Consider the following 19,188-nt stretch of genomic DNA (forward strand, 5'->3'; position numbering starts at 1 on the left):
TACATGAACAAAGTTGACCAGGTTGACGACGAAGAGCTGCTGGAATTGGTGGAAATGGAAATCCGCGAATTGCTGTCTTCCTACGACTACCCAGGCGACGACATGCCTGTGATCCCTGGCTCCGCTCTGGCAGCTATGGAAGGTCGCGATGAGGAAATCGGCGAGAAATCCATCCGCGCGCTGATGGCCGCTGTTGACGAATACATCCCGACACCAGCACGCGCTGTTGACCAGCCGTTCCTGATGCCAGTGGAAGACGTGTTCTCGATCTCCGGTCGTGGTACAGTTGTGACGGGCCGTGTTGAGCGTGGCGTGATCAACGTTGGCGACGAAATCGAAATCGTTGGCATCCGCGACACCAAGAAAACCACCTGTACCGGCGTTGAAATGTTCCGCAAACTGCTGGACCGCGGTGAAGCTGGCGACAACATCGGTGCGCTGCTGCGCGGCGTTGACCGTGAAGGCGTTGAGCGTGGTCAGGTTCTGTGTAAGCCAGGTTCGGTTAAGCCGCACACCAAGTTCACAGCCGAAGCCTATATCCTCACCAAGGAAGAGGGTGGCCGTCACACGCCGTTCTTCGCGAACTACCGTCCACAGTTCTACTTCCGGACAACAGACGTCACCGGTACCGTTCAGCTGCCAGAAGGCACTGAAATGGTTATGCCCGGCGACAACCTGCAGTTCGACGTTGAGCTGATCGCCCCCATCGCGATGGAAGACGGTCTGCGTTTCGCGATCCGCGAAGGCGGCCGCACCGTTGGCGCGGGCGTTGTTTCCAAGATCAACGAATAAGCCAATCAGCGGGTTACCCCGCTGACAGCTGACAAAACGAAGGCCGCTCCTGCAAGGGGGCGGCCTTTTTCGTTGTTTGACGCCTGATGGCATTATTCGCGGGCAAAGGGCCTATCGGCACTTGATCCCCCGGAAAATATCGACTACGTCACCACTCGGCATAGGGGTTTAGCTCAGTTGGTAGAGCATCGGTCTCCAAAACCGAGGGTCGTGGGTTCGAGTCCCTCAGCCCCTGCCAATCTCACAATATGATAAACGCACGCGAAGGCGTATGGCTGCTCGGGTAGGGCGCTGTATTTGAAGCCTTGAATTCAGTGCTTTTGCCAGATACATCCCCACAATCGTTCGTATACAGGAAAACCGACATGGCCACAGTCAACCCGCTTCAGTTCATCCAGCAAGTGCGTTCCGAAGTTTCCAAGGTCGTCTGGCCGACTCGTCGCGAGGTCATGCTCACCACGGTAATGGTGTTCATCCTCGCCGCTCTGACCGCAGTGTTCTTTGCGGTTGTCGATATTCTGATCCGTGGTGGCTTGCAGTATATTTTGTCGGCCTTCGGCTGATCCGGGGCGCGGCACTGTAAAAGCGCCGCGGACCTCTTGAAACATTTGTGATTGCGGGCTATCCCGCAGACCTGTTCAAGAGGGGCGTGCGGCGATTCGTGTTGCGCGCCGATTTTTTGTTCACCGCCGGCCTGTTGTGGCACGCTGGTTATAAGAGAATTAGATGCAGTTGTTGCTGCATCACAAGACAGGGACCAAGTTCAGATGGCGAAAAGATGGTATTCGGTCAGTGTTTTGTCGAACTTCGAAAAGAAGATTGCCGAGCAAATCCGCACCACGGTCGCCGAGCAAGAGCTTGAGGACCAAATCGACGAAGTGCTGGTCCCCACCGAAGAGGTGATCGAGGTTCGGCGCGGCAAGAAAGTCACGACAGAACGTCGGTTTATGCCCGGCTATGTGCTTGTTCACATGGAGATGTCCGACCGCGGTTATCACCTGATCAACTCGATCAACCGCGTCACAGGGTTTTTGGGGCCGCAGGGTCGTCCAATGCCGATGCGTGACGCCGAAGTAACCGCGATCCTTGGCCGCGTCCAAGAGGGCGAAGAAGCACCACGTACCCTGATCCACTTTGAAGTGGGCGAGCGGGTGAAGGTTGCCGATGGTCCGTTCGAGGATTTCGACGGCATGATCGAAGAGGTCGACGACGAGAACCAGCGCCTCAAGGTGTCTGTGTCGATCTTTGGCCGGGAAACCCCGGTCGAACTGGAATTCACTCAGGTCAATAAACAGGTCTGAGCGAGCGGCGGGGCAACCCGCCATACGGTGGCGACACCGTTCGTTTGTGGGAGGGGATAGCGGCGCGCCGCTCAACCGCACCACACTAGCAAGCGGCCACATCGCGATATGGTCGTATAGGGTGAATGAAAGTTCACCGACATTAAAAGGAGAAGGCCAATGGCCAAGAAGCTCGTCGGTACGATGAAGTTGCAAGTTAAAGCGGGTCAAGCGAACCCATCCCCACCCGTCGGCCCCGCACTGGGTCAGCGCGGGATCAACATCATGGAATTCTGTAAGGCGTTCAACGCCAAGACAGCTGACATGGAGCCAGGTGCTCCTTGCCCGACCGTGATCAGCTACTATCAGGACAAGTCCTTCACCATGGACATCAAGACGCCTCCGGCGTCCTACTACCTGAAGAAAGCCGCCAAGGTTAACTCCGGGGCTAAAACACCAAGCCGTGAAACCGTTGGCACTGTGACCACCAAGCAGCTGCGCGAGATTGCAGAAGCCAAAATGGCGGACCTGAGCGCTGTGGATGTTGAATCCGCGATGAAAATCATTCTGGGCTCCGCCCGCTCCATGGGCATCGAGGTTAAGTAAGATGGCAAAACTCGGAAAACGCACCCGCGCCGCACGCGAAGCATTCGTAGGCAAAGAAGATCTCACCGTTGAAGAAGCGGTATCTTTGATCAAAGCCAACGCAAACGCGAAATTTGACGAAACCATCGAGATCGCGATGAACCTTGGCGTTGACCCCCGTCACGCTGACCAAATGGTTCGCGGCGTTGTTGGCCTGCCAAACGGCACCGGCAAATCTGTTCGCGTTGCTGTATTCGCACGTGGCCCAAAGGCTGACGAAGCCCAAGCAGCTGGTGCCGACATCGTTGGCGCAGAAGACCTGATGGAAGCCATTCAAGGCGGCAAGATCGACTTTGATCGTTGCATCGCGACACCTGACATGATGCCGATCGTTGGTCGTCTTGGTAAGGTTCTTGGCCCGCGTAACCTGATGCCAAACCCAAAAGTTGGTACAGTTACAATGGACATCAAAGAGGCTGTTGAAGCTGCCAAAGGCGGTCAGGTTCAGTTTAAAGCTGAAAAAGGCGGCGTTGTGCATGCTGGCATCGGCAAACTGTCCTTTGACGAAGCGAAGCTGGTTGAAAACGTACGTGCCTTTGTTGGTGCCGTTTCCAAAGCCAAGCCTACCGGTTCTAAAGGTGCTTACATGAAAAAGATCGCTCTGAGCTCCACAATGGGCCCAGGCGTAACTGTTGAAGTCGACAACGCTGTTACCGAGTAATTCGGAGTAGTTTGTTGCTTTAATTGACGGGCTCCCTTGGTTTCAAGGGGGCCCGTTTTCGTTAGATGGTCGGAGGTATGCCTGCGGGCAGAGTGCTGGTTCCAACGTGCGGTGGGGCTGTTTTCTCGTCGCCTTGCGTGCATGAATTAACCTGAAACCAGATTAGCGCTTGGCATTCCGTGCCACATCCCCTAGAACGCCCTCGATTCGCTATGCATCGCATGGTGAGTCTTCTGTCCGAGACGAAGGGTGGCGCAAGCCTTAATTCCTTTCTGAGATGGGAGATGCAAGAATTACCGTTCGCGCAAGCGTGGGGCTATTTTGGCTTATTCCCGTAAAATGGACCAAGACTGTTCGCGTAAGCGGACTTAATTGAGCCGGGGGGCAACCCCCAGATTTGGAGTGAAACTGTGGATAGAGCCCAGAAAGAACAGTTGGTCGACGAGCTCGGCCAAATCTTCGAAAGCTCTGGCGTCGTTGTGGTTAGCCACTACGTCGGCCTGACAGTTGCTGATATGCAGAACCTTCGTGCGCGCGCTCGCGCTGCGGGCGGGGCTGTGCGTGTTGCCAAAAATAGGCTCGCCAAAATTGCCCTTGACGGAAAGCCGTGCGAAAGCATTGCAGATCTCCTGACGGGTATGACCGTTCTGACCTATTCCGAAGACCCCGTGGCAGCAGCCAAGGTGGCCCAGGAATTCGCTAAAGAGAATGCAAAATTTGTCATTCTCGGCGGCGCAATGGGTGAGAACGCACTGGATGTCGCCGGTGTTGAAGCCGTGTCCAAGATGCCTTCGCGGGAGGAGCTTATCTCCACCATCGCGGGTATGCTGGGCGCACCTGCTTCCAACATCGCCGGGGCCATTGGCGCACCTGCAAGCAACATCGCTTCCATCTTGTCCACGATCGAGGACAAGGCGGCTGCGTAAAGCAATATCGTCAAGCTGGCGCAGGGTTGAACACTCGCGTTGGAACACACATATCGTTAACGGAAAGAGCTAAACATGGCTGATCTGAAAAAACTGGCAGAAGACATCGTTGGTCTGACACTGCTGGAAGCACAAGAACTGAAAACCATCCTCAAAGACGAGTATGGCATCGAGCCCGCAGCTGGCGGCGCAGTGATGATGGCTGGCCCCGCAGATGGCGGCGCAGCTGAAGAAGAGAAAACTGAATTCGACGTCGTTCTGAAGAACGCCGGCGCATCCAAAATCAACGTGATCAAAGAAGTTCGCGGCATCACCGGTCTGGGCCTGAAAGAAGCCAAAGATCTGGTTGAAGCTGGCGGCAAGATCAAAGAAGGCGTTGATAAAGCGGAAGCTGAAGACGTTAAAGCCAAGCTGGAAGCAGCTGGCGCAGAAGTCGAATTGGCCTAAGCCATTCGATCAGGGTGCTGTTTTTGCTTGATGAAAGCGGCCCGAAGTTTGTAAAGCTTTGGGGAAGCCCATAAAAATTAAGGCTGGACGGGGGAATTCCCTGTCCAGCCTGATCTGTTTTGAAAAGTATTTCACGCGAAATATTTCTCTGGATAGGTCCTAGTGGTCGGAAGAGGTACGGTGGGACGTGCCTCAAGAATTGATCAGGATTTACCGCTCTTATGGGCGCGCATCACGGCCCCGGTGATGGCGAGCTCGGCAAGAGATACGAAAGGTGACAGACACATGGCGCAATCCTTCCTTGGCCAGAAACGTCTACGTAAATACTATGGCAAAATCCGCGAAGTGCTGGAAATGCCGAACCTGATCGAGGTTCAGAAATCCTCTTATGATTTGTTCCTGCGTTCCGGCGATGCGGAAGCACCGACAGACGGTGACGGCATCCAGGGCGTCTTTCAGTCGGTTTTCCCGATCAAGGACTTCAACGAGACGTCGGTGCTTGAATTCGTCAAGTACGAGCTTGAAAAGCCAAAATACGATGTAGAGGAATGTCAGCAACGCGACATGACCTACAGCGCGCCTTTGAAGGTGACGCTGCGCCTCATCGTGTTTGATGTAGACGAAGACACCGGTGCGAAATCGGTTAAGGACATTAAAGAACAGGACGTGTTCATGGGCGACATGCCCTTGATGACGCCAAACGGTACATTTGTTGTGAACGGTACCGAGCGTGTGATCGTATCCCAGATGCACCGTTCGCCCGGCGTGTTCTTTGACCACGACAAAGGCAAAACCCACTCTTCGGGTAAACTGCTGTTCGCTTGCCGCATCATTCCTTACCGCGGTTCGTGGCTCGACTTTGAATTTGACGCCAAAGACATCGTCTTCGCGCGCATCGACCGTCGCCGCAAACTGCCTGTAACAACGCTGCTTTATTCGCTGGGTCTTGACCAAGAAGCGATCATGGACGCGTATTACAACACCGTTAACTATACGCTGAAAGATGGCGAAGGCTGGGTTGCACCCTTCTTCCCGGATCGTGTGCGGGGCACACGGCCAACGTATGATTTGGTTGACGCTGCAACAGGCGAGATCCTGTTTGAAAAGGGCAAGAAGGTTACACCTCGGGCCGTTAAGCAGTTGATCGACGAAGGCAAGGTTTCTGAACTGTTGCTGCCGTTTGACCATATTGCAGGCAAATTTGCTGCACGTGATATCATAAACGAAGAAACCGGCGCGATCTATGTTGAAGCGGGCGACGAACTGACGCTCGAGCACGACAAAGATGGCACGCTTATCGGTGGTACAGCCAAAGAGCTGATCGACGCGGGCATCTTCGAGATCCCACTGCTCGATATCGACAACATTAACGTCGGCCCCTACATGCGTAACACCATGGCAGCGGACAAGAACATGAACCGCGACACCGCGCTCATGGATATCTACCGTGTTATGCGTCCGGGCGAGCCGCCCACAGTCGAAGCCGCGTCGAACCTGTTCGACACGCTGTTCTTTGATGCGGACCGCTATGACCTTTCCGCGGTTGGCCGTGTGAAGATGAACATGCGCCTGGCGCTCGACAAGGAAGACACGCAGCGCACGCTGGACCGTGACGATATCGTCGCCTGTATCAAGGCGTTGGTTGACCTGCGCGACGGCCGTGGCGACATCGACGATATTGACCACCTGGGCAACCGTCGTGTGCGTTCCGTCGGCGAGCTGATGGAAAACCAGTACCGTGTTGGCCTGCTCCGGATGGAGCGCGCGATCAAGGAACGTATGTCTTCCGTTGAAATCGACACTGTGATGCCACAGGATCTGATCAACGCTAAACCAGCAGCTGCTGCGGTACGTGAATTCTTTGGCTCCAGCCAGCTGTCGCAGTTCATGGACCAAACCAACCCGCTGTCCGAGGTGACGCACAAGCGTCGTCTTTCCGCGCTTGGGCCAGGTGGTCTGACACGCGAGCGTGCCGGTTTTGAAGTACGTGACGTTCACGCGACCCACTACGGTCGCATGTGTCCGATTGAAACGCCCGAGGGTCCGAACATTGGTCTGATCAACTCGCTGGCCACTTTTGCCCGTGTGAACAAGTACGGCTTTATCGAAACACCCTACCGCAAGGTATCGAACGGTGTGGTTTCGGATGACGTTCAGTACATGTCGGCCACGGAAGAAATGCGTCACACAGTGGCGCAGGCCAACGCGAACCTTGATGAAAACATGAAGTTCGTAAACGATCTGGTCTCGACGCGGAAATCGGGCGACTACACCTTGTCGCCTTCCGAAAACGTTGACCTGATCGACGTTTCGCCAAAACAGTTGGTCTCGGTCGCTGCGTCCTTGATCCCGTTCCTTGAAAACGACGATGCGAACAGGGCCTTGATGGGCTCGAACATGCAACGTCAGGCGGTGCCTTTGCTTCAAGCTGAAGCACCACTGGTCGGGACCGGTATCGAAGAAGTCGTCGCACGGGATTCCGGTGCTGCTTATATGGCGAAACGTGGCGGTATCATCGACCAAGTTGATGCCAGCCGTATCGTTATCCGTGCCACCGAAGACCTCGAGCTGGGTGACGCGGGCGTAGACATCTACCGCATGCGCAAATTCCAGCGTTCGAACCAGAACACCTGCATCAACCAGCGTCCGCTGGTGAAGGTTGGCGAGACGGTTCAAAAGGGTCAGGTTATCGCGGACGGTCCGTCGACCGACATGGGTGAACTGGCGCTTGGTAAGAACGTGGTCGTCGCGTTCATGCCCTGGAACGGATACAACTACGAAGACTCCATTCTAATCTCTGAACGTGTATCGCGTGACGACGTGTTTACTTCGATCCACATCGAGGAATTCGAAGTCGCCGCCCGTGATACAAAGCTGGGGCCAGAGGAAATCACACGCGATATCCCGAACGTTGGTGAAGAAGCGCTGCGCAATCTCGACGAGGCTGGCATCGTTTACATCGGTGCGGATGTTGAACCCGGTGACATTCTTGTCGGCAAGATCACACCCAAGGGCGAAAGCCCGATGACGCCAGAAGAAAAACTGCTGCGCGCCATCTTTGGTGAGAAAGCTTCGGACGTGCGCGATACATCGCTGCGTGTGAAGCCCGGTGATTTTGGTACAGTCGTCGAAGTCCGCGTGTTCAACCGTCACGGCGTCGAAAAAGACGAACGTGCGTTGCAGATCGAGCGTGAAGAAGTCGAACGTCTGGCCCGTGACCGTGACGATGAACTTGGCATTCTAGACCGCAACATCTATGCGCGTCTTCAATCGATGATCATCGGTAAGACGGCTGTCAAAGGCCCCAAAGGCGTCAAGTCGAACTCGGAAATCACCGAAGACCTGCTGGCATCCCTGTCGCGCGGTCAGTGGTGGCAGCTTGCCCTCGAAGACGAAGACGACGCAAAAATCGTCGAAGCCCTGAACGAGCAGTACGAGATCCAGAAACGGACCTTGGATGCGCGCTTTGAGGACAAGGTCGAAAAAGTCCGTCGTGGTGACGATCTGCCCCCGGGCGTGATGAAGATGGTCAAAGTGTTCGTCGCGGTGAAGCGCAAGCTGCAACCGGGCGACAAGATGGCTGGTCGTCACGGCAACAAAGGTGTTATTTCCAAGGTTGTACCGATGGAAGACATGCCGTTCCTTGCGGATGGTACGCCAGTGGACTTCTGTTTGAACCCGCTGGGTGTTCCGTCGCGTATGAACGTCGGTCAGATCCTTGAGACCCACATGGGTTGGGCCGCACGCGGCTTGGGCATCAACATCGACGAGGCCCTGCAGGAATACAAACGCTCCGGTGATTTGACACCAGTGCGCGAAGCAATGCACCACGCCTATGGCGACGACGTCTATGAAGAAGGCATCGTTGGCATGGACGAGGAATCCTTGCTGGACGCAGCCAAGAACGTCGCACGCGGTGTCCCAATCGCCACGCCGGTATTCGATGGTGCCAAGGAAGCAGACGTGAATGACAGCCTGACACGTGCCGGGTTCGATACCTCCGGTCAGTCGGTTCTGTTTGACGGTCGCACAGGCGAGCAGTTTGCCCGCCCTGTCACCGTTGGCGTCAAATACCTGCTGAAACTGCACCACCTTGTGGACGACAAAATCCACGCGCGTTCAACCGGTCCATACTCGCTGGTCACCCAGCAGCCATTGGGCGGTAAAGCGCAGTTCGGTGGTCAGCGCTTTGGTGAGATGGAGGTCTGGGCTTTGGAAGCTTACGGCGCTGCATACACCTTGCAGGAAATGCTGACTGTGAAATCGGATGACGTGGCCGGACGGACCAAGGTCTATGAAAGCATCGTCAAAGGCGAAGACAACTTCGAGGCCGGTATTCCGGAATCGTTCAACGTACTTGTGAAAGAAGTACGTGGTCTTGGCCTGAACATGGAACTCCTGGATGCGGAGGAAGAAGAGTGAGGCAAGCACCGGGGTTTGTTTAAACCCCGGTCCGTTTTCTCAGACTGAAAACGCCTCTCTCCCTCCGCTTTCGAGACTTATCTAAGGATTTAAGATGAACCAGGAACTGACAAACAACCCGTTCAACCCCGTCGCGCCGACTAAGACGTTCGACGAAATCAAGGTCTCTTTGGCATCGCCAGAGCGGATCCTGTCGTGGTCGTTCGGTGAAATCAAGAAGCCCGAAACCATCAACTACCGGACGTTCAAGCCCGAGCGTGACGGCCTGTTCTGCGCGCGTATCTTTGGCCCGATCAAAGACTACGAATGCCTGTGCGGTAAATACAAACGCATGAAATATCGCGGCGTTGTCTGCGAGAAATGTGGCGTTGAAGTTACCCTGCAAAAGGTCCGCCGCGAGCGTATGGGCCACATTGAACTGGCGTCGCCTGTTGCGCACATCTGGTTCCTCAAGTCGCTGCCATCGCGCATCGGCCTGATGCTGGACATGACCCTGCGCGATCTGGAGCGCGTGCTGTACTTTGAGAACTACGTCGTGATTGAACCCGGTCTGACGGACCTCACCTATGGTCAGATGATGACCGAGGAAGAGTACATGGACGCTCAGGATGCCTTTGGCATGGACGCGTTCACCGCCAATATCGGTGCCGAAGCGATCCGCGAAATGCTGGCCGCCATCGATCTGGAAGCCGAAGCAGACCAGCTGCGGGCCGATCTGAAAGAGGCGACAGGCGAGCTGAAGCCGAAAAAGATCATCAAGCGTCTGAAAGTCGTTGAATCCTTCCTCGAGTCCGGCAACCGGCCCGAGTGGATGATCATGACCGTCATTCCTGTGATCCCGCCTGAGCTGCGCCCGCTGGTGCCGCTGGACGGTGGCCGCTTTGCGACCTCCGACCTTAACGACCTGTATCGCCGTGTCATCAACCGGAACAACCGTCTGAAGCGTCTGATCGAACTGCGCGCGCCTGACATCATCGTCCGCAACGAAAAGCGGATGCTGCAGGAATCCGTTGATGCATTGTTCGACAACGGCCGTCGCGGCCGCGTCATCACCGGTGCCAACAAGCGCCCGCTGAAGTCGCTGTCCGACATGCTGAAAGGTAAGCAAGGTCGCTTCCGTCAAAACCTTTTGGGCAAGCGCGTCGACTTCTCCGGTCGTTCGGTCATTGTGACCGGCCCCGAGCTGAAGTTGCACCAGTGCGGTCTGCCCAAGAAGATGGCGCTTGAGCTGTTCAAGCCGTTCATCTACTCGCGCCTCGAAGCCAAAGGCCTGTCTTCCACTGTGAAGCAAGCCAAGAAGCTGGTCGAAAAAGAGCGTCCCGAAGTGTGGGATATCTTGGACGAAGTGATCCGCGAACACCCCGTCATGCTAAACCGTGCGCCTACGTTGCACCGTTTGGGCATTCAGGCGTTCGAACCGGTTCTGATCGAGGGTAAAGCGATCCAGCTGCATCCGCTGGTCTGTTCGGCCTTTAACGCTGACTTTGACGGCGACCAAATGGCTGTTCACGTACCACTGTCGCTTGAAGCACAGCTTGAAGCGCGTGTTCTGATGATGTCCACGAACAACGTTCTGTCGCCTGCAAACGGCGCACCGATCATCGTTCCATCGCAGGATATGATCTTGGGTCTGTACTATACGACCCTGGAACGCGAAGGCATGCCGGGCGAGGGCATGGTGTTTGGTTCCGTTGAGGAAGTCGAACACGCGCTTGATGCCGGTGCCGTGCACTTGCACACCAAGATCAAAGCGCGGGTCAAACAGATCGATGCCGAAGGCAACGAAGTAATGAAGCGTTTCGACACCACACCAGGCCGTATTCGCCTTGGTGCGCTGTTGCCGCTGAACGCCAAAGCGCCGTTCGATCTGGTGAACCGCTTGCTGCGTAAGAAAGAGGTGCAGCAGGTCATCGATACGGTCTATCGCTACTGTGGTCAGAAAGAATCCGTTATCTTCTGTGACCAGATCATGACCATGGGCTTCCGCGAAGCTTTCCGTGCCGGGATTTCCTTTGGTAAGGACGACATGCTGATCCCCGAGACCAAATGGACCTTGGTTGACGAGACACGCGATCAGGTTAAGGACTTTGAACAGCAGTACATGGACGGCCTGATCACTCAGGGTGAAAAGTACAACAAAGTTGTCGATGCCTGGTCCAAGTGTAACGACAAAGTCACCGACGCGATGATGGGGGCTATTTCGGCCGAACGTCGCAACGATCAGGGTGCAGTCATGGAGCCGAACTCGGTCTACATGATGGCCCACTCCGGTGCGCGTGGCTCGGTCACACAGATGAAACAGCTAGGCGGGATGCGCGGTCTGATGGCGAAGCCGAACGGCGATATCATCGAGACACCGATTATCTCGAACTTTAAAGAAGGTCTGACCGTTCTGGAGTACTTTAACTCCACCCACGGTGCCCGTAAGGGTCTGTCGGATACTGCTTTGAAAACAGCGAACTCGGGTTACTTGACCCGTCGTCTGGTGGACGTGGCTCAAGACTGTATCGTTCGTATGCATGACTGTGGCACCGAAACCGCGATCACGGCCGAAGCAGCTGTGAACGATGGCGAGGTTGTCTCTTCGCTGGCGGAACGTCTGCTGGGTCGCGTTGCGGCTGATGACATTCTGCGCCCCGGTACCGAAGAAGTGCTGGTACCTGCACAGACTGTGATCGACGAGCGTCTGGCTGACATTATCGACGAAGCTGCCGTGGCGTCTGCCCGGATCCGCAGCCCGTTGACCTGTGAAGCCGAAGAGGGCGTCTGCGCCATGTGCTATGGTCGTGACCTTGCACGCGGTACGCTGGTGAACCAAGGTGAAGCTGTCGGCATTATTGCCGCGCAGTCGATCGGTGAACCCGGCACGCAGCTGACCATGCGTACATTCCACATTGGTGGTGTTGCTCAGGGTGGCCAGCAGTCCTTCCTCGAAGCGTCGCAGTCCGGTAAGGTTGTGTTCGAGAACGCTCAGACCCTTGAGAACACCGCAGGTGAGATCATGGTCATGGGCCGGAACATGAAGCTTGCGATTGTTGACGAAAACGGTGACGAGCGTGCCAGCCACAAGGTCGGCTATGGTACCAAGCTGTTCGTGAAAGACGGTCAGAACATTCTGCGCGGCGACAAGCTGTTCGAATGGGATCCCTACACGCTGCCGATCATCGCGGAGAAATCCGGTATGACCAAGTTCGTCGACCTTGTGTCGGGGATCGCGGTTAAGGATGAAACCGATGATGCAACCGGTATGACACAGAAGATCGTGATCGACTGGCGTGCAGCACCCAAAGGCAATGAGCTGAAGCCAGAAGTTATTCTGGTAGATGCCGATGGCGAACCTGTCCGTAACGATGCGGGCAACCCGGTGACCTATCCTATGTCCGTCGATGCCATTCTGTCCGTTGAGGACCAGACTGAAATCGCGGCAGGTGACATCGTTGCGCGTATTCCTCGCGAAGGTGCCAAGACCAAGGATATTACCGGTGGTCTGCCACGTGTTGCGGAACTCTTTGAGGCACGTCGCCCCAAGGATCACGCGATCATCGCAGAGATCGACGGCTATGTCCGCTACGGCAAGGACTACAAGAACAAGCGTCGTATCTCGATCGAGTCGTCAGAAGATCCGGATCACAAGGTCGAATACATGGTGCCTAAGGGTAAGCACATTCCCGTTGCGGAAGGTGACTTTGTCCAGAAGGGCGACTACATCATGGACGGCAACCCTGCGCCGCATGACATCCTTGCGATTATGGGTGTCGAAGCGCTGGCTGACTACATGATCGACGAAGTTCAGGATGTTTATCGTCTGCAAGGCGTTAAGATCAACGATAAGCATATCGAAGTGATCGTGCGTCAGATGTTGCAGAAGTGGGAAGTCCAAGACAGCGGTGACACCACCCTGTTGAAAGGCGAACACGTCGATAAGCAAGAGTTCGACCAAGCCTGTGCCAAAGCGCTGTCCAAAGGCGGACGTCCTGCGCAAGGCGAACCGATCCTTCTGGGTATCACCAAGGCGTCGCTGCAAACCCGCAGCTTCATCTCGGCGGCGTCCTTCCAGGAAACCACACGGGTTCTGACCGAGGCATCGGTTCAGGGTAAACGCGATAAGCTGGTTGGCCTGAAAGAAAACGTCATCGTGGGCCGTCTAATCCCAGCCGGTACCGGTGGTGCAACGCAACAGATGCGTAAGGTTGCAACGGATCGTGACAACGTGGTTATCGAAGCCCGTCGCGAAGAAGCCGAAGCCGCCGCACGTTTGGCCGCGCCAGAGCCTAAAGCGGATGATGTTGTCGGTGGCGATGTTTTCGACAACGTCCCTATCGACGATGAAAGCCGCAATTAAGCCTAGACTTAATAGCTAGATAGCAGCCCCCGCCGAGAGATCGGCGGGGGCTTTTTCATTGCGGGGGCGCGGTGATGAAATAGCGTCTAAAATATGTGCGGGTGGGCTGGTTTTCCGCCGCGGCCTGCGGCAATGATAAGCCAACCGAACAAAAAGAAAGCCGCCCAATGTCGCCAAACCTTACCGGAGCACTTTTCATGATGGGCTCCATGGCGGCCTTTGTCTTGAACGATACGATGACCAAGACCACGGGCGGGGCGGTGCCACTGTTCCAGCTGCTGTTTCTGCGTGGTGTGATCTCTATCTCGTTGATCGTGATGCTTTGGGGGCGGCTTGGCCCGATGCACCTGCGGCTTAGCCGGCGCGATTGGAAGCTGGTTGCCATACGGTCTGGCGCAGAAGTCGGGGCGAGCTTCTTCTTCGTGACCGCGCTCTTCAATATGCCCTTGGCGAACCTCAGCGCCATTCTACAATCCTTGCCGCTGACGGTGACTTTGGGCGCTGCGCTGGTCTATCGCGAAAAGGTCGGCTGGCGGCGCTTCTCTGCCATCCTCGTCGGCTTTTTCGGCGTGATGTTGATCGTCAAGCCGGGCACCGACGGGTTCAATATTTGGTCGGTCTACGCTTTGATTGCGGTGTTCTTTGTGACCGTTCGCGACCTGAGCACACGCCGCTTGTCGAAAGAGGTGCCGTCGATGACGGTGACCTTCGCGGCGGTCCTCTCTGTCACCGGATTTTCGACCTTTGCGCAATTCACCACCCCTTGGGTGCCAGTATCGTCATATCATTGGATCGCGATCACTGCGGCCGCTGTCTTTGTCCTGATGGGGTATTATTTTAGCGTACAGACGATGCGCGTTGGCGATGTGTCTTTCATCGCGCCGTTCCGCTATACGGGGCTGATCTGGGCGCTGATCCTAGGCTGGCTGGTGTTTGGTGACTGGCCCGTGCCGACGACACTGATCGGTGCCTCTATCGTCGCCGCGACAGGGTTGTTCACGCTGTACCGCGAGCGCATCACCACACGCCCATTGCCGCCCCCCTAACCTTTGGCGAAGACGCGGCGCACTGCGTTGATGTCGATGGCAAAGCGATCCTTGAACAGGGTCTCCTCCTCGGCACTGAGCGGCGAAAGCTCGATCGGTCGGGCGTTCTTTTGACGTGAATCGTTAAAGCCGTTGTGACCGCGTACGTACATTGCCTGATCGGGAAAGCTAAGCGCAGGCATAAAGCGGGGTAGCTTGTCGTGGGCAAAGTTCATGATGGTTAATGGGCACCGCGCATTTACGAACATCGCTAGTGCCGCGGTATAGAAAGGCCGGTAGGACGGCGTTGCTTCGATCCCGTCCGCACCAAACTCGGCCACGTAGCCCTTGTTCCAGTCAAGAGCGACAGACTTATGTTGCACCAAGAGCGGTGCCGCGTCGTCGACGGCTTTGCGCAGCTTGGCGATGAAGTCTACTGCAATGGCATCGTCGTCATCAAAGCGGAATTGTACACAGGGTTCATAGCGCGAGAGGCGCGCCTTGTTTAGTATCTCTTTCATCACCTCGCGGTGGGGCCTGGGTGGTTCGACGATGATCCTTGCATGAGGCAGGGGGGAAAGTAGTGCTTTCAGGCGCGCCATGTGCTGCTTCGGAAGGCTATCCCCGACGAGGACGATCATCTCGAAGTCCGGGTCGGTTTGTGCCATTAGGCAGGGCAGGGCGACGGCTTCGAACAGGCGGAATCTTTCTTCTAACCGCGCAGGTTCGTAAAGATAGGCGATACGATCTTCGATGGTTTCATGCCCGACCTGAAATCCGCCTAGCGCCGGGTAGGAAAAGCGGCATAGCCCAAGTATCTGCATCGTGTTCCGCCTTGTCCCGATTATGCAGTGTAAATATGCGGGGTAGGGGGGGCGTGATGCAAGAAGAATACCCGTTTCGCGTGCCGCCCCTACTTGGGGCGGGGGGCTGTTGACAGCGGGGGCGACTCTGCCTATACGGCCCTTATCTCGGATGTAGGGGTCGCCCTGCTTTGCCGACATCATATCTACTGTGGTCACGATCCGGTCTATTGCTGACTCGATCCTCTGTTACCCCACCGCTTCGTTTTCCTCGGTACGGGAACGCTGCGGTGATTTTGCTTTGCGCCATCGGTGTAGGGCGAAGATAGAATTCGTGGACGTGCGAAGTGACCGAATTTGAAACCGCACTGGGGTCCGCCCCGCTGCACCACTTATGTGAGCTAAACGGGGATAAAACCGGAATGCCAACGATCCAGCAGCTGATCCGCAAACCGCGCCAGCCTAAAATCAAACGTTCGAAATCCATGCACCTGCAGGAATGCCCGCAAAAGCGCGGCGTTTGCACACGTGTTTACACGACCACACCTAAAAAGCCGAACTCGGCCATGCGTAAGGTTGCCAAAGTGCGCCTGACCAACGGTTTCGAAGTCATCAGCTACATCCCGGGTGAATCGCACAACCTGCAAGAACACTCTGTTGTTCTGATCCGCGGCGGCCGTGTAAAAGACCTTCCCGGTGTGCGCTACCACATCCTGCGCGGTGTTCTCGATACGCAAGGCGTTAAAGATCGTAAGCAGCGTCGCTCCAAATATGGTGCAAAGAAGCCAAAGTAATTTGGGTCGGTTCGGGCTTGCGCATCGCAGATACACGATGCTCGGTCCGGCCGCCCGCCATGTTTTCCCGTAAGGGAGTGAGCCGAGTAAGACTGAGCGCCGGACGATCGGGGTGCATATCGCACCAGACGCGCTGGCCCATCGCTGCCTCGGCAACTGACAATTAGGAGCTTTAAATGTCACGTCGTCACGCCGCTGAAAAACGCGAAGTACTGCCAGACGCCAAGTACGGTGATCTGGTCCTCACCAAATTCATGAACAACCTGATGATCGATGGTAAAAAATCGGTTGCAGAGCGTATCGTTTACAACGCGATGAACCGCGTTGAAGACAAGATCAAACGCGCACCCATCGAAGTTTTCCACGAAGCGCTGGACAACATCAAACCATCCGTCGAAGTGCGTTCGCGCCGCGTCGGTGGTGCCACCTATCAGGTGCCTGTTGAAGTGCGCCCCGAGCGTCGCGAAGCACTGGCGATCCGCTGGTTGATCAAAGCGTCTCGTGCCCGCAACGAGAACACCATGGAAGAGCGCCTTGCAGGCGAGCTGATGGATGCTGTTCAATCGCGTGGTACTGCTGTTAAAAAGCGCGAAGATACGCACAAAATGGCCGACGCGAACAAAGCGTTCAGCCACTACCGCTGGTAATTCGGGCGGCATAAGCCGTTCCCGTCGCGTCCCACACTGGGGCGCGATTTATCCGTTTCAGATATATTCGAGGAAGCAGCCCCATGGCACGCGACTATCCGCTCTCACGCTACCGCAATTTCGGCATCATGGCCCACATCGACGCAGGCAAAACAACCTGCTCCGAACGGATCCTGTTTTATACTGGTAAGTCCCACAACATCGGCGAAGTGCACGACGGCGCTGCAACGATGGACTGGATGGAGCAGGAGCAGGAACGCGGTATTACAATTACCTCCGCTGCGACGACAACTTTCTGGCAGCGCCAGGAATTGCCAGACGCGGACGCAACATCCGACACCAAGTACCGGATGAACATCATCGACACGCCCGGTCACGTTGACTTTACAATTGAAGTTGAACGCTCGCTGGCGGTTCTTGATGGCGCGGTTGCTGTTCTTGACGCCAACGCCGGTGTTGAACCGCAGACTGAAACGGTTTGGCGCCAGGCCGACCGCTACAAGGTTCCGCGGATCGTTTTTGTTAACAAAATGGACAAAATCGGCGCTGACTTCTTCAACTGTGTGAAGATGATCAAAGACCGTACAGGTGCAACACCTGCGCCGATCCAAATCCCGATCGGGGCCGAAACCGAGCTTGAAGGCTTGGTCGATCTGGTCACCATGAAAGAATGGGTCTGGAGCGGCGAAGACCTGGGTGCCGGCTGGGAACAGCGCGAAATCCGTGCCGAGTTGAAAGACCTGGCCGACGAATGGCGCGCGCATCTGATCGAGACTGCGGTCGAGATGGACGACGAAGCCATGGAAAACTACCTGATGGACGGCGCAGAGCCTGACGTCGACACCCTGCGGTCGCTGATCCGCAAAGGGACGTTGGCGATCAAGTTCATCCCCGTTCTGTGTGGTTCCGCGTTCAAAAACAAAGGTGTTCAGCCACTGTTGAACGCTGTTATCGACTATCTTCCATCCCCGATGGACGTTGTTGATTACATGGGCTTTAAACCAGGCGACGAAGAAGAAACACGTAACATCCCGCGTCGCGCGGACGATGATATGGCCTTCTCCGGTCTGGCGTTCAAAATCATGAACGACCCCTTTGTTGGTTCGTTGACCTTCACGCGCATTTACTCGGGCAAGTTGAACAAGGGTGACACGCTCTTGAACTCGACCAAAGGTAAAAAAGAGCGCGTCGGTCGTATGATGATGATGCACTCGAACGATCGTGAAGAAATTCAAGAAGCGTTCGCGGGCGACATCATTGCGCTGGCCGGGCTGAAGGATACCACAACAGGCGACACACTGTGTTCTGTTGCCGATCCTGTGGTCTTGGAAACAATGACCTTCCCCGATCCGGTTATCGAAATCGCGGTTGAGCCTAAAACCAAGGCTGACCAAGAGAAGATGTCGACTGGTCTTGCGCGTTTGGCGGCCGAGGATCCCTCCTTCCGCGTCGAGACAGACATTGAATCCGGCCAGACCATCATGAAGGGTATGGGCGAACTTCACCTCGATATTCTGGTGGACCGTCTGCGTCGTGAATTTAAAGTCGAAGCCAACATTGGTGCGCCTCAGGTTGCCTACCGCGAGACCATCTCGCGCGAAGCGGAAATCACCTACACACACAAGAAACAGTCCGGCGGTTCCGGTCAGTTTGCTGAAGTGAAGATGATCCTGATGCCAACCGAGCCAGGCGAAGGGTACTCCTTTGAAAGCCGCATCGTTGGTGGTGCTGTTCCAAAAGAATACATCCCCGGCGTCGAAAAAGGGATCAACTCGGTCATGGACTCCGGTCCTTTGGCGGGCTTCCCGGTCATCGACTTCAAAGTTGCGCTGATCGACGGTAAGTTCCACGATGTTGACTCCAGCGTTCTGGCGTTTGAAATCGCGGCCCGTATGGGTATGCGCGAAGGCATGCGTAAAGCTGGCGCGAAACTGCTCGAGCCGATTATGAAAGTCGAAGTTATCACACCTGAAGACTACACAGGTGGGATCATCGGCGATCTGACATCGCGTCGCGGTCAGGTTCAGGGGCAGGATACACGCGGTAACGCCATTGCGATCGACGCAAATGTGCCACTGGCCAACATGTTCGGCTACATCAACACACTGCGTTCGATGTCGTCGGGTCGTGCGAACTTCACCATGCAGTTCTCGCACTACGAACCTGTTCCGCAGAACATCTCTGACGAGATCCAAGCGAAATTCGCGTAACTGCGCGTTGCAATAACTGGGACGGCGGGGATAACCCCGCCCTACCCAAACCGTAGGGTGGGTGTTCAACCCACCGCCCAATTTGAAAACCAAGGAGGCCACCATGGCTAAGGCAAAGTTTGAACGTAATAAACCACACGTTAACATCGGTACCATTGGTCACGTTGACCACGGTAAAACGACGTTGACCGCTG

The 19,188-nt window shown here is 55.7% G+C and carries 15 protein-coding genes and 1 tRNA gene; 15 read left to right on the forward strand and 1 reads right to left on the reverse strand.

What is annotated here, in order from left to right; genetic code table 11:
• From BLQ98_RS17030 to BLQ98_RS17080, 11 genes are all read left to right on the forward strand, one after another.
• The coding region (locus BLQ98_RS17030) for an elongation factor Tu (RefSeq protein ID WP_141135368.1) at positions 1-792 on the forward strand (792 nt) is incomplete at its 5' end.
• Between the two features lie 162 nt (positions 793-954).
• Positions 955-1,030, forward strand: a tRNA-Trp gene (locus BLQ98_RS17035).
• 127 nt (positions 1,031-1,157) lie between these two features.
• Positions 1,158-1,355: a preprotein translocase subunit SecE gene (gene secE, locus BLQ98_RS17040; protein WP_093734401.1), complete on the forward strand. Its 198-nt coding sequence runs from the start codon at positions 1,158-1,160 to the stop codon at positions 1,353-1,355.
• Between the two features lie 204 nt (positions 1,356-1,559).
• Positions 1,560-2,093, forward strand: a complete 534-nt coding sequence (gene nusG, locus BLQ98_RS17045; protein ID WP_008226363.1) for a transcription termination/antitermination protein NusG — start codon at positions 1,560-1,562, stop codon at positions 2,091-2,093.
• A 159-nt stretch (positions 2,094-2,252) separates the two neighbouring features.
• On the forward strand, positions 2,253-2,678 hold the full coding sequence (rplK, locus tag BLQ98_RS17050) for a 50S ribosomal protein L11 (RefSeq protein ID WP_005849876.1): 426 nt from the start codon (positions 2,253-2,255) through the stop codon (positions 2,676-2,678).
• 1 nt (position 2,679) lies between these two features.
• Positions 2,680-3,378 (forward strand): 50S ribosomal protein L1, encoded by a 699-nt coding sequence (rplA, locus tag BLQ98_RS17055; RefSeq protein ID WP_093734402.1) that lies wholly within the window; start codon positions 2,680-2,682, stop codon positions 3,376-3,378.
• A gap of 410 nt (positions 3,379-3,788) precedes the next feature.
• Positions 3,789-4,304: a 50S ribosomal protein L10 gene (gene rplJ, locus BLQ98_RS17060; RefSeq protein WP_093734403.1), complete on the forward strand. Its 516-nt coding sequence runs from the start codon at positions 3,789-3,791 to the stop codon at positions 4,302-4,304.
• A gap of 75 nt (positions 4,305-4,379) precedes the next feature.
• The gene (rplL, locus tag BLQ98_RS17065) at positions 4,380-4,751 is read left to right on the forward strand and encodes a 50S ribosomal protein L7/L12 (RefSeq protein ID WP_093734404.1); all 372 of its coding nucleotides are present in this window, start codon (positions 4,380-4,382) and stop codon (positions 4,749-4,751) included.
• Positions 4,752-5,036: 285 nt separating this feature from the next.
• Positions 5,037-9,173, forward strand: coding sequence for a DNA-directed RNA polymerase subunit beta (gene rpoB, locus BLQ98_RS17070; RefSeq protein ID WP_093734405.1), 4,137 nt, complete (start codon positions 5,037-5,039; stop codon positions 9,171-9,173).
• Positions 9,174-9,267: 94 nt separating this feature from the next.
• Positions 9,268-13,515: a DNA-directed RNA polymerase subunit beta' gene (gene rpoC / locus BLQ98_RS17075; protein WP_093734406.1), complete on the forward strand. Its 4,248-nt coding sequence runs from the start codon at positions 9,268-9,270 to the stop codon at positions 13,513-13,515.
• 167 nt (positions 13,516-13,682) lie between these two features.
• On the forward strand, positions 13,683-14,561 hold the full coding sequence (locus BLQ98_RS17080) for a DMT family transporter (protein ID WP_093734407.1): 879 nt from the start codon (positions 13,683-13,685) through the stop codon (positions 14,559-14,561).
• On the opposite strand, the gene BLQ98_RS17085 is transcribed toward BLQ98_RS17080, so the two are convergent.
• Complete coding sequence (locus tag BLQ98_RS17085) at positions 14,558-15,364, reverse strand: putative rhamnosyl transferase (RefSeq protein WP_093734408.1); 807 nt, start codon at positions 15,362-15,364, stop codon at positions 14,558-14,560. The two genes, BLQ98_RS17080 and BLQ98_RS17085, sit on opposite strands and share 4 nt — an antisense overlap.
• Positions 15,365-15,765: 401 nt before the next feature.
• On the opposite strand from BLQ98_RS17085, the gene rpsL reads away from it, so the two are divergent.
• From rpsL to BLQ98_RS18150, 4 genes are all read left to right on the forward strand, one after another.
• Positions 15,766-16,137 (forward strand): 30S ribosomal protein S12, encoded by a 372-nt coding sequence (gene rpsL / locus BLQ98_RS17090; RefSeq protein WP_005849863.1) that lies wholly within the window; start codon positions 15,766-15,768, stop codon positions 16,135-16,137.
• Positions 16,138-16,313: 176 nt separating this feature from the next.
• Positions 16,314-16,784, forward strand: coding sequence for a 30S ribosomal protein S7 (gene rpsG, locus BLQ98_RS17095; protein WP_093734409.1), 471 nt, complete (start codon positions 16,314-16,316; stop codon positions 16,782-16,784).
• Positions 16,785-16,867: 83 nt separating this feature from the next.
• A complete protein-coding gene (gene fusA, locus BLQ98_RS17100) occupies positions 16,868-18,994 on the forward strand; it encodes an elongation factor G (protein WP_093734410.1) in 2,127 nt (708 codons plus the stop codon).
• Positions 18,995-19,097: 103 nt separating this feature from the next.
• Positions 19,098-19,188: GTP-binding protein (locus tag BLQ98_RS18150; RefSeq protein ID WP_139226313.1), on the forward strand; the 91-nt coding region annotated here is incomplete at its 3' end.

The sequence above is a fragment of the Sulfitobacter litoralis genome (assembly GCF_900103185.1).
GTDB lineage: Bacteria > Pseudomonadota > Alphaproteobacteria > Rhodobacterales > Rhodobacteraceae > Sulfitobacter > Sulfitobacter litoralis.

What these genes read in the sequence shown, in the direction of transcription:
- secE (WP_093734401.1), top strand. Translation starts at nt 1,158, where the DNA reads ATGGCCACAGTCAACCCGCTTCAGTTCATCCAGCAAGTGCGTTCCGAA.
- nusG (WP_008226363.1), top strand. Translation starts at nt 1,560, where the DNA reads ATGGCGAAAAGATGGTATTCGGTCAGTGTTTTGTCGAACTTCGAAAAG.
- rplK (WP_005849876.1), top strand. Translation starts at nt 2,253, where the DNA reads ATGGCCAAGAAGCTCGTCGGTACGATGAAGTTGCAAGTTAAAGCGGGT.
- rplA (WP_093734402.1), top strand. Translation starts at nt 2,680, where the DNA reads ATGGCAAAACTCGGAAAACGCACCCGCGCCGCACGCGAAGCATTCGTA.
- rplL (WP_093734404.1), top strand. Translation starts at nt 4,380, where the DNA reads ATGGCTGATCTGAAAAAACTGGCAGAAGACATCGTTGGTCTGACACTG.
- rpoB (WP_093734405.1), top strand. Translation starts at nt 5,037, where the DNA reads ATGGCGCAATCCTTCCTTGGCCAGAAACGTCTACGTAAATACTATGGC.
- rpoC (WP_093734406.1), top strand. Translation starts at nt 9,268, where the DNA reads ATGAACCAGGAACTGACAAACAACCCGTTCAACCCCGTCGCGCCGACT.
- BLQ98_RS17080 (WP_093734407.1), top strand. Translation starts at nt 13,683, where the DNA reads ATGTCGCCAAACCTTACCGGAGCACTTTTCATGATGGGCTCCATGGCG.
- BLQ98_RS17085 (WP_093734408.1), bottom strand. Translation starts at nt 15,364, where the DNA reads ATGCAGATACTTGGGCTATGCCGCTTTTCCTACCCGGCGCTAGGCGGA.
- rpsL (WP_005849863.1), top strand. Translation starts at nt 15,766, where the DNA reads ATGCCAACGATCCAGCAGCTGATCCGCAAACCGCGCCAGCCTAAAATC.
- rpsG (WP_093734409.1), top strand. Translation starts at nt 16,314, where the DNA reads ATGTCACGTCGTCACGCCGCTGAAAAACGCGAAGTACTGCCAGACGCC.
- fusA (WP_093734410.1), top strand. Translation starts at nt 16,868, where the DNA reads ATGGCACGCGACTATCCGCTCTCACGCTACCGCAATTTCGGCATCATG.